At 69.7% G+C, this 7,942-nt stretch carries 6 protein-coding genes and 1 pseudogene; 4 read left to right on the top strand and 3 right to left on the bottom strand.

The features are described 5' to 3' along the window. The coding region (locus tag D7V97_RS36535) for an ATP-binding cassette domain-containing protein (RefSeq protein WP_233583449.1) at positions 1-843 on the bottom strand (843 nt) is incomplete at its 3' end. Positions 844-901: 58 nt separating this feature from the next. Between D7V97_RS36535 and D7V97_RS36530 the strand changes: the two genes are divergently transcribed. Continuing rightward, the gene (locus tag D7V97_RS36530; RefSeq protein ID WP_120615236.1) at positions 902-2,122 is read left to right on the top strand and encodes a small ribosomal subunit Rsm22 family protein; all 1,221 of its coding nucleotides are present in this window, start codon (positions 902-904) and stop codon (positions 2,120-2,122) included. A 162-nt stretch (positions 2,123-2,284) separates the two neighbouring features. Further along, positions 2,285-3,253, top strand: coding sequence for a prolyl aminopeptidase (gene pip / locus D7V97_RS36525; RefSeq protein ID WP_120615235.1), 969 nt, complete (start codon positions 2,285-2,287; stop codon positions 3,251-3,253). Positions 3,254-3,267: 14 nt separating this feature from the next. On the opposite strand, the gene D7V97_RS36520 is transcribed toward pip, so the two are convergent. Then, positions 3,268-5,334: a S46 family peptidase gene (locus tag D7V97_RS36520; protein ID WP_233583448.1), complete on the bottom strand. Its 2,067-nt coding sequence runs from the start codon at positions 5,332-5,334 to the stop codon at positions 3,268-3,270. An 85-nt stretch (positions 5,335-5,419) separates the two neighbouring features. Then, positions 5,420-6,817, bottom strand: a complete 1,398-nt coding sequence (locus tag D7V97_RS36515) for a M20/M25/M40 family metallo-hydrolase (RefSeq protein ID WP_199729061.1) — start codon at positions 6,815-6,817, stop codon at positions 5,420-5,422. A gap of 82 nt (positions 6,818-6,899) precedes the next feature. On the opposite strand from D7V97_RS36515, the gene D7V97_RS36510 reads away from it, so the two are divergent. After that, a complete protein-coding gene (locus D7V97_RS36510; protein WP_120615233.1) occupies positions 6,900-7,274 on the top strand; it encodes a response regulator transcription factor in 375 nt (124 codons plus the stop codon). 13 nt (positions 7,275-7,287) lie between these two features. Further along, positions 7,288-7,942 (top strand): annotated as a pseudogene (locus D7V97_RS36505) (DUF4339 domain-containing protein); the annotation flags it as partial.

The raw sequence follows: 7,942 nt of genomic DNA, 5'->3' as shown, positions 1-7,942 counted from the left end.
CAGGAGCGCCGCGTGGTGCTCATCGTGGACTGCTGGCACCCGGGCCTCACGCTGGCGGAGCGCGAGGCCCTGCTGGCACTGACGCGGAAGTTCGAGGTCCGCGCGCTGCTCGCCCAGCTGCGCGTCCAGCGTGCCGTCGTAGGACAGCTGCCCCTTGTCGATGACGATGACGCGCGGACACAGCGCCGCCACGTCGTCCATGTAGTGGCTCGTCAGGATGAGCGTGGCGCCCGTCTTCTCGTTGTACGCCTTGATGAAGGCGCGCATCGTCACCTGCATGGACACGTCCAGGCCGATGGTGGGCTCGTCCAGGAACAGCACCCGGGGGCGGTGGATGAGGGCCGCCGCCAGCTCGCACTTCATCCGCTCGCCCAGGCTCAGCTGGCGCGTGGGCTTGGTGATGAGGTCCTCCAGCTCCAGCAGCGACACCAGTTCCTCCAGCGTCTGCTTGTACTGGGGGCGGGGCACGTCGTAGATGGCCCGGTTGAGTTCGAACGTCTCCGCCGGCGGCAGGTCCCACAGGAGCTGCTGCTTCTGCCCCATCACGAGCATGATCTTCTTGAGGAACGCCTCCTCGCGCAGCCGGGGCACGTGGCCATCCACGGTGACTTCACCCTCGGAGGGATGGAGCAGGCCAGCGAGCACCTTGAGCGTCGTCGTCTTGCCCGCGCCGTTCGGGCCCAGGAAGCCCACCCGCTCGCCGGGCTGGATGTCGAAGGAGATACCGTCCACGGCCTTGACGGACGTGTAGCTGCGGTGGACGAGCGAGCGCAGGGCCGCCTTCAGGCCGGGCGGCCGCTTGTGAACCTGATAGTGCTTGCGCAATCCGCGGACGGAAATCATGGCCGGACGGGTTTAACGCGGTCGCCCCCGGGTGGCGACCCCAGAAGTGAAGGCACCGATGAGCAACGCATACAGCAAGGACTTGGAGCGGTGGCTGCCGCGGCTCATTGCCGTCTGGCGCGCGTCGCGTGGCAAGGGCGACGGCCCCGAGGGGCGCCTCACGCCCCAGGAGGTCAAGGAGGTGGGCGCGGGCGTGAAGCAGCTGTCGCTCGGCCTCACGCGAGAGCGGCAGCTCGCGGGCGCCCGCTACATGGACGACCCGCGCCTGCTGGGCGCCTACCTGCTCTTCTACTGGCCGGTGTCCTATGCGCAGGCCCGGCAGGTGCTGGGCGAGCTGCCCAACCGCCCCCGCCACGTGCTCGACCTGGGCAGCGGCCCCGGCCCCGTCGCCTTCGCGGCGATGGACGCGGGCGCCAGTGAAGTCACCGCGGCGGACCGCAGCAAGCCGGCCCTGGCGCTGGCGCTCAAGCTCGCGACCGAAGCCGGCGAGGCCCTGGCCACGCGCGAGTGGGATCCGCTGAAGAAGAACGCCCAGCTCCCGGACGGGCAGTTCGACCTCATCACGATGGGGCACGTCGTCAACGAGCTGTACGGCGCGACGGACGAGGCGCTCAAGCCGCGCGCGGCGCTGCTGGAGGCCGTGCTCACGAAGGTGAAGAAGGGCGGCAGCCTGCTGGTGATGGAGCCCGCGCTGCGCGAGACAAGCCGCAACCTGCTCAAGGTGCGCGACCTGCTGGTGGAGCGCGGCTATGGCATCCGCGCGCCCTGCATGTACCGGGGCCCCTGCCCCGCGCTCGTGAAGGAGACGGACTGGTGCCACGCCGAGCGCGCGTGGCCCATGCCGCGCGTGGTGGAGGAGCTGGCGCGCACGGCCGGGTTCCACAAAGAATCGCTGAAGATGAGCTACCTCGTGGTGGCGCCCAAGGGCGAGGCGTGGCCGGAGCCGCCGCCGGGCCGGGTGTTCCGCATCGTCAGCGAGTCGCTGGAGGGCAAGGGTCGCCAGCGCTACATCGGCTGCGGGCCCGAGGGCCGCTTGGGCCTGGCGATGCAGGAGCGCCACCGCGCGGAGAAGAACGAGCGCTTCTTCCACCTCCAGCGCGGCGACGTCATCGAGGTGACGGAGCTGGAGACGAAGGGCGACGGCTTCGCGCTCGGGGAGAACGCCGAGGTGCGCATGGTCGCGCAGGCCGGACGCGGCGTGCCGCCCGGTCCACCGAAGGCGCCCGAAGCGAAGGCGCCCGAAGCCCCGGCCGCGCCGGTTCCGCCCGAGAAGCCCTGAGGCGGACGCGGGCTTCGAGCGAGCAACGGGACCCGCGGAGCACCACCGTGGAGGGCGGGCCATGGCAACTCGTTCTCGGGTTGACGTGGTACTTCTGAAACGGATGCCGCAACGGATCAAACTGGTAGGGTGCGCGCACCCTCCTCTCACCAAAGGAACGTCGTGCCCGCCCTCACTCCGCTGCGCACGCTCTATCCCCCCATCGAGCCCTACCGCACCGGTCGGCTGAGCGTCCCGGGCGGTCACTCCCTGTACTTCGAGGAGTGCGGCAACCCCGAAGGCAAGCCCGTGGTGTTCGTTCACGGCGGGCCCGGCGGTGGCACCGACGCCAAGCAGCGCCGCTTCTTCGACCCCAGCGCGTACCGCATCATCCTCTTTGATCAGCGCGGCTGCGGACGCAGCACCCCGTACGCCAGCCTGGAGATGAACACCACCTGGGACCTGGTGGCGGACATGGAGCGACTGCGCGAACACCTGGGCCTGGAGCGCTGGCAGCTCTTCGGCGGCTCGTGGGGCAGCACCCTGGCGCTCGCGTACGCGGAGCAGCACCCCGAGCACGTCACGGAGCTGGTGCTGCGCGGCATCTTCCTGTTGCGCAAGCAGGAGATCGACTGGTTCTACCAACGCGGCGCGGACGCGATGTTCCCTGACGCGTGGGAGCAGTTCCTCGCGCCCATCCCGGAGGCGGAGCGCGGGGACCTGCTCACCGCGTACGCGAAGCGGCTGATGGGGACGGACCGGCACGCGCAGCAGGAGGCCGCGAAGGCGTGGAGCGTGTGGGAGGGCCGCACCAGCTGCCTGTTCCCCAACCCGGAGCTCATCGCGCGCAACTCGGGGGACGACTTCGCCATCGCGTTCGCGCGCATCGAGTGCCACTACTTCGTCAACAAGGGCTGGATGCGCAGCGACACCCAGCTGCTGGACGACGTGCACCGCATCCGTCACATCCCCGCCGTCATCGTGCAGGGCCGCTACGACGTCGTCTGCCCGCCGGAGAGCGCGTGGGCGCTGCACCGCGCGTGGCCGGAGGCACAGCTCGTCATCGTTCCGGACGCCGGGCACTCCGCCAACGAGCCCGGCAACACGTCCGCGCTGGTGGAGGCGACGGACCGCTTCCGCCCCCACCGCTGAAGCCTACGGGCCCCCTACGGCGCGAGCCCCAGCTCCTTCAAGAGCCGCTCCGCGCCGTACACGTCCCGCAGCGCCGCTTCCAGGGCGCGGCTGTCCACCGCCACCGAGCGGTTCACCGCCGCGTCGAAGCCGTAGTCCCCGCCCAGCGACTGGATGTTGCCGTCGAACGCGAGGCCGACGATCTCCGCCTGCGCGTTGAGGACGGGTGACCCGGAGTTGCCGCCAACGGTGTCGTTGGTGGTGACGAAGTTCATTGGCGTCTTCGGATCCAGCTTCGAGCGCGCCTTGAGCCAGCTGTCCGGCAGCCTGAACGGATCCTGTCCGGTGACGCGCGGGTACAGCCCCGCCACGTCCGTGAAGGGCGCCACCTGCTTCCCGTTCGCCGTGTAGCCCTGCACGCTGCCGTACGACAGGCGCGGCGTGAACGTGGCGTCCGGGGCCACCGACGTGCCGTACAGCTGGAAGCGCGCGAGGCCGATGCGCTCTCCGTTGCGCTTCAGGACCGCCGCGACCTCGTCCTCGTAGCGCTTGCGCACCGCGCGGCCCGGCCCGTCCAGCGCGAGCGCCAGGGCAATCATCGGATCCTTCGACGCCGCGATGGCCGCCGTCCCGCCCGCCAGCAGCTTCTTGCGCACCGCCACCTTTCCCAGCTGGCTGCCCTTCACCGCCCGCTTCGCCACCACCTCCGGAGAGTCCTTGCCCAGCACCGCCTTCACCGCCGGGTGGTCCGGGGACAGGTCCTCGCGAAGCAGCGTGAGGTAGTAGGTCAGCAGCATCTCCTCCAGCTCCGGGTAGACCGGCGCGGGGCTGGACAGTTGCTGCTCCACCGCGGGCCTGTTCGCCTCCGAGAACTCCGGCAGCCGCTGCTCGTTGGGCTTGCCCGCCTCCGCCGTCGCGCGGACCAGCGTCATCGCCGTGTTGAAGAGCTGTGATTGCAGGCCCGCCATCTGCTCCAGCAGCCGCAGCTCGAAGCGGAAGGTCTTGAGCGTGTCCATCGCCTTCGCGGTGGCGTCCCACGCGTCCCCGTACTGCTGCTGGAGCTTCGCGTCCCGGGCCACCTTCTCACGCAGCGTCCGCTCGTTGTTCGCAAGCTGCGCCCAGAACGCCGCGTCCACCAGCGCCGCGCGTCCCCCCTTCCTGGACTTGATGAAGTTCTCGATGCCGAACAACAGGTCCTCGGACATGCGCGCGAACTCCGGTCCCCGGCGGCCGAACTCCTGCAACCGCCCGCGCAGCTCCATCATCCAGAACAGGTTCTCCGGAATCGAGTAGTCGCGCTGGTACGTCAGCTGCGCCAGCGTGTCCATCCGCGACGTGTGGCCGGGGTTGCCGGGCACGAACGTCGCCATGCCGTCCTTCGGCCCCGTCTTGCTCCAGCGGAAGTACGGCTCCGTCTTCGCGGGCTTCCCGTCGCGGTACACGCGCATGAACGACACATCCAGGTCGTAGCGGGGGAACTCGAAGTTGTCCGGGTCCCCGCCGAAGCTGGCGATGGCCGTCTCCGGCGCGAAGACGAGCCGCACGTCCTGCATCCGCTCGTACGTGTACAGGTCATAGCGGCCGCCCTGGTACAGCGTGACGACCTCGCAGCGCACGTCCTCGCGCGTGGCGCACGCCGCCTCCAGCTTCGCGAACACCGCGCGCTGCGCTTCCTCGAAGGCCTCGCCCTGCTTGCCCTGCGTCGCGCCCTGCACGTCCTTGGTGACGTCGCGGATCTCCGTGAGGCGGTTCACCTCCATCGTCGGACAGCGCTGCTCCTCCGCCAGCGTGCGCGCGTGGAAGCCGGCCTTCGACAGGTCCTTCTTCGCGCTGGACAGCTGCGCGATGCAGTTGCGCGCGCAGTGGTGATTCGTCAGCACCAGCCCGTCCGGCGACACGAAGCTCCCCGAACACCCCTCCGCGAGCCGCGCCGACGCGAGCCGCACCTGATCCAACCACGCCTGCGTGGGCTTGAAGCCGTACTTCTTCGCCACCACGTCCGAGGGGAAGTCGTTGAACGTCCACATCCCCTCGTCCGCGAGCGCTCGCGAGGGCGCCACGGCGGAAGCAAGGAGCAGGGCCAGCAGGGACAGTCGTTTCACGTCGGGAGTCCTTCCGGTGCGAGCGGCGCGGATCCCGCGCTATAGCCCGCTCGACACCGGCTGTCCGGAAACCCGACGGCGCTCGCTAGCCGCGCGGCGTCAGTGACTTCGCCAGCTCCTCATAGAGGTGGATGGCGGAGCGGATGGACTTCTCCCAGTCGCCCAGGTGCAGGCTCTCGTTCTCCGAGTGGGCGTACGTGTACGGATCCTCCACGCCGATGAGCAGCGCGGGCACCCCACCCAGCTCCTTCGCGAACGGCTCCACGAAGGGGATGGATCCACCGCAGCCGATGGTGACGGGCTTCTTCGCGTAGCCCTTCTCCAGCGCGCGGAACGCCGCCTGGAAGGCCGGGTGCGACGAGTCCGTGTACCACCAGCCGGAGGCCTGATCCTCGCGGATCTCCAGCTCCAGGCCCCACGGGCACACCTTGCGCAGGTGCGCCACCAGCCGGCGCTGCACGTCCTCCGGATCCAGGTCCGGCACCACGCGGATGCCCACGCGCGCCCACGCCGACTCCACGATGATGTTGCGCGCGTCCTTGCGGCTGCTGGCCTGGATGGCGTTGATGGCCAGGCTGGGCTGTCGCCAGTTCATCTCCCACGGGTGACGTCCACCGCCCAGCAGCGTCACGCCCTCGCGGATGCCCGCCTGCTCGCGGAAGGTGGCCTCGTCACCGGGAAGCGACTGGATGCTCTGTCGCTCCGCGTCCGTCAGCGGCTTCACCCGGTCCATCACCCCTTCAATGGCGATGGAGCCGTCCGCGTGCGTCAGCGTCGCGAGCATCCGGCACAGCGCCATCGCGGGGTCGGGCACCGGCCCGCCCCACATGCCGGAGTGCACCGCCTGCTTGAGGCCCCGCACCTCCACGTCCACCGTCACCAGCCCGCGCAGCGCCGTGGTGATGGACGGCAGGCCCGTGTCGAAGTTCGACGTGTCCGTCAGCACGATGGCGTCCGCCGCCACCAACTTCGCGTGCTTCTGGAGAAATGCACCCAGGTGGTCGCTGCCGGCCTCTTCCTCGCCCTCGATGACGACCTTCACGTTGAGTGGCAGTTGGCCGGTGCTCTTGAGCCACGCGTCCACCGCGGAGGTGTGCACGACGATGCCGGCCTTGTCGTCCGCGGCACCCCGGCCGTACAGGCGACCGTCGCGCAGCTGCGGCTCGAAGGGCGGGCTCTTCCAGGCGGACTCGTCCCCCGCGGGCTGCACGTCGTGGTGCGCGTAGAGGAGGAGCGTGGGCCGGCCCGGCGCCTTGAGCACCTCGCCATAGACATACGGGTGGGCTCCCTCGATTTCCAGGAGCTGGACGTTTTCAAACCCACGGTCTTTCAACAGCGCGGCGGTTGCTTCGGCGCTCTTGCGCACGAGGCCCGCGTCGAAGCCGGGAAAGGACACACTGGGAATGCGCACGAGGGCCTTGAGGTCCTCCAGGTACGCGGCTTTCTGGGACTCGAAATGGGAGAGCGCCTGGTCGATGGACATGCCCACCCCTTAACCCAAAAGGCGGGCAGGCGCCGTACGACGGTCGCGCCGAAAAACACGCGGCCCATGTATCCTGCCGCCCATGTCTGGACTGCCAACCCTGCTGCTGGTGGATGACGACAGCTTCGTGCGTCGCATCCTCAAAGATGTCATCGCGGAGACGGGCATCGCCCTGAGACTGCTGGAAGCAGCCGATGGTGAAGAAGGACTGGCGCTGGCCGCGAAGGAGCAGCCCGCGGTGATGTTCCTGGACCTCTTCATGCCGAAGAAGAGCGGGCTGGAGGTGCTGGGGGCCATGAAGCGCGTGTCGCCGGGAACGCGCGTGCTCGTCATCAGCAGCATGGACGCCGAACCGGTGGTGGAGCAGGCCATCGCCGCGGGGGCCGTGGGCTTCGTGGGCAAGCCCTTCCATCCGCTGGAGATCGCGTCGGCCATGCGCGAGGCGCTCGCGTCCTGATTCCGAGGTTTCTGTGTCGTCATCTGTTGTCGGTTACTGGGTCGGAGATTCGCTCGGCCGCGTGCTGGGCCCGCTCCAACTGCAAGCCTTCCGCGAGCTCATCGCCTCCGGCCGTCTGAAGACGGCCGTGCGCGCCTCGCGCGATGGAACGAACTGGGTCCCGCTCCAGGACCTGCCCGAGGTGCGCGACCTCTTCGCCGCCCCTCCGGCCACCACCCCCTCCGTGGAGATGCAGCAGGCCGAGCGCCTGCGCACCCAGCTGCGCGGCCTGCTGCACCTGCCGCCGCACGAGGTCTTCGGGCTCAAGCCGCAGGCATCGCTCGACGAGTTCCGCGTCGCCTTCTTCCGCATGGCGAAGCGCTTCTCACCGGACCACCTGTCGCCGGACCTGCACCCGGAGCTGCGGAAGATCTCCGTGGAGATCTTCGACTTCCTGTCGCGGCGGATCCGCGAGGCGGAGACGCACTTCCTGAAGGGCACGGTGCCCGCGCCGCCGCCACCGCCCCGGCTGGACATGAGCGGCGCGCTGCCGCCGGCGCCGCTGCCCTTGAGTGGCTCGCCCATTCCCGCGCGGCCGACGCCGCCGGTGCCGCCGCCCGCGCCGACTCCGCCCGTGGCCGCGCGTCCGGCGCCGTACGTGCCACCGCCCGCGCCCCCGCGTCCTCCCC

The organism is Corallococcus sp. CA053C (genome assembly GCF_003611675.1).
Taxonomy (GTDB): domain Bacteria; phylum Myxococcota; class Myxococcia; order Myxococcales; family Myxococcaceae; genus Corallococcus.
The sequence above is the reverse complement of the archived record's forward strand: the minus strand, read 5'-3'. Positions and strand labels throughout refer to the sequence as shown.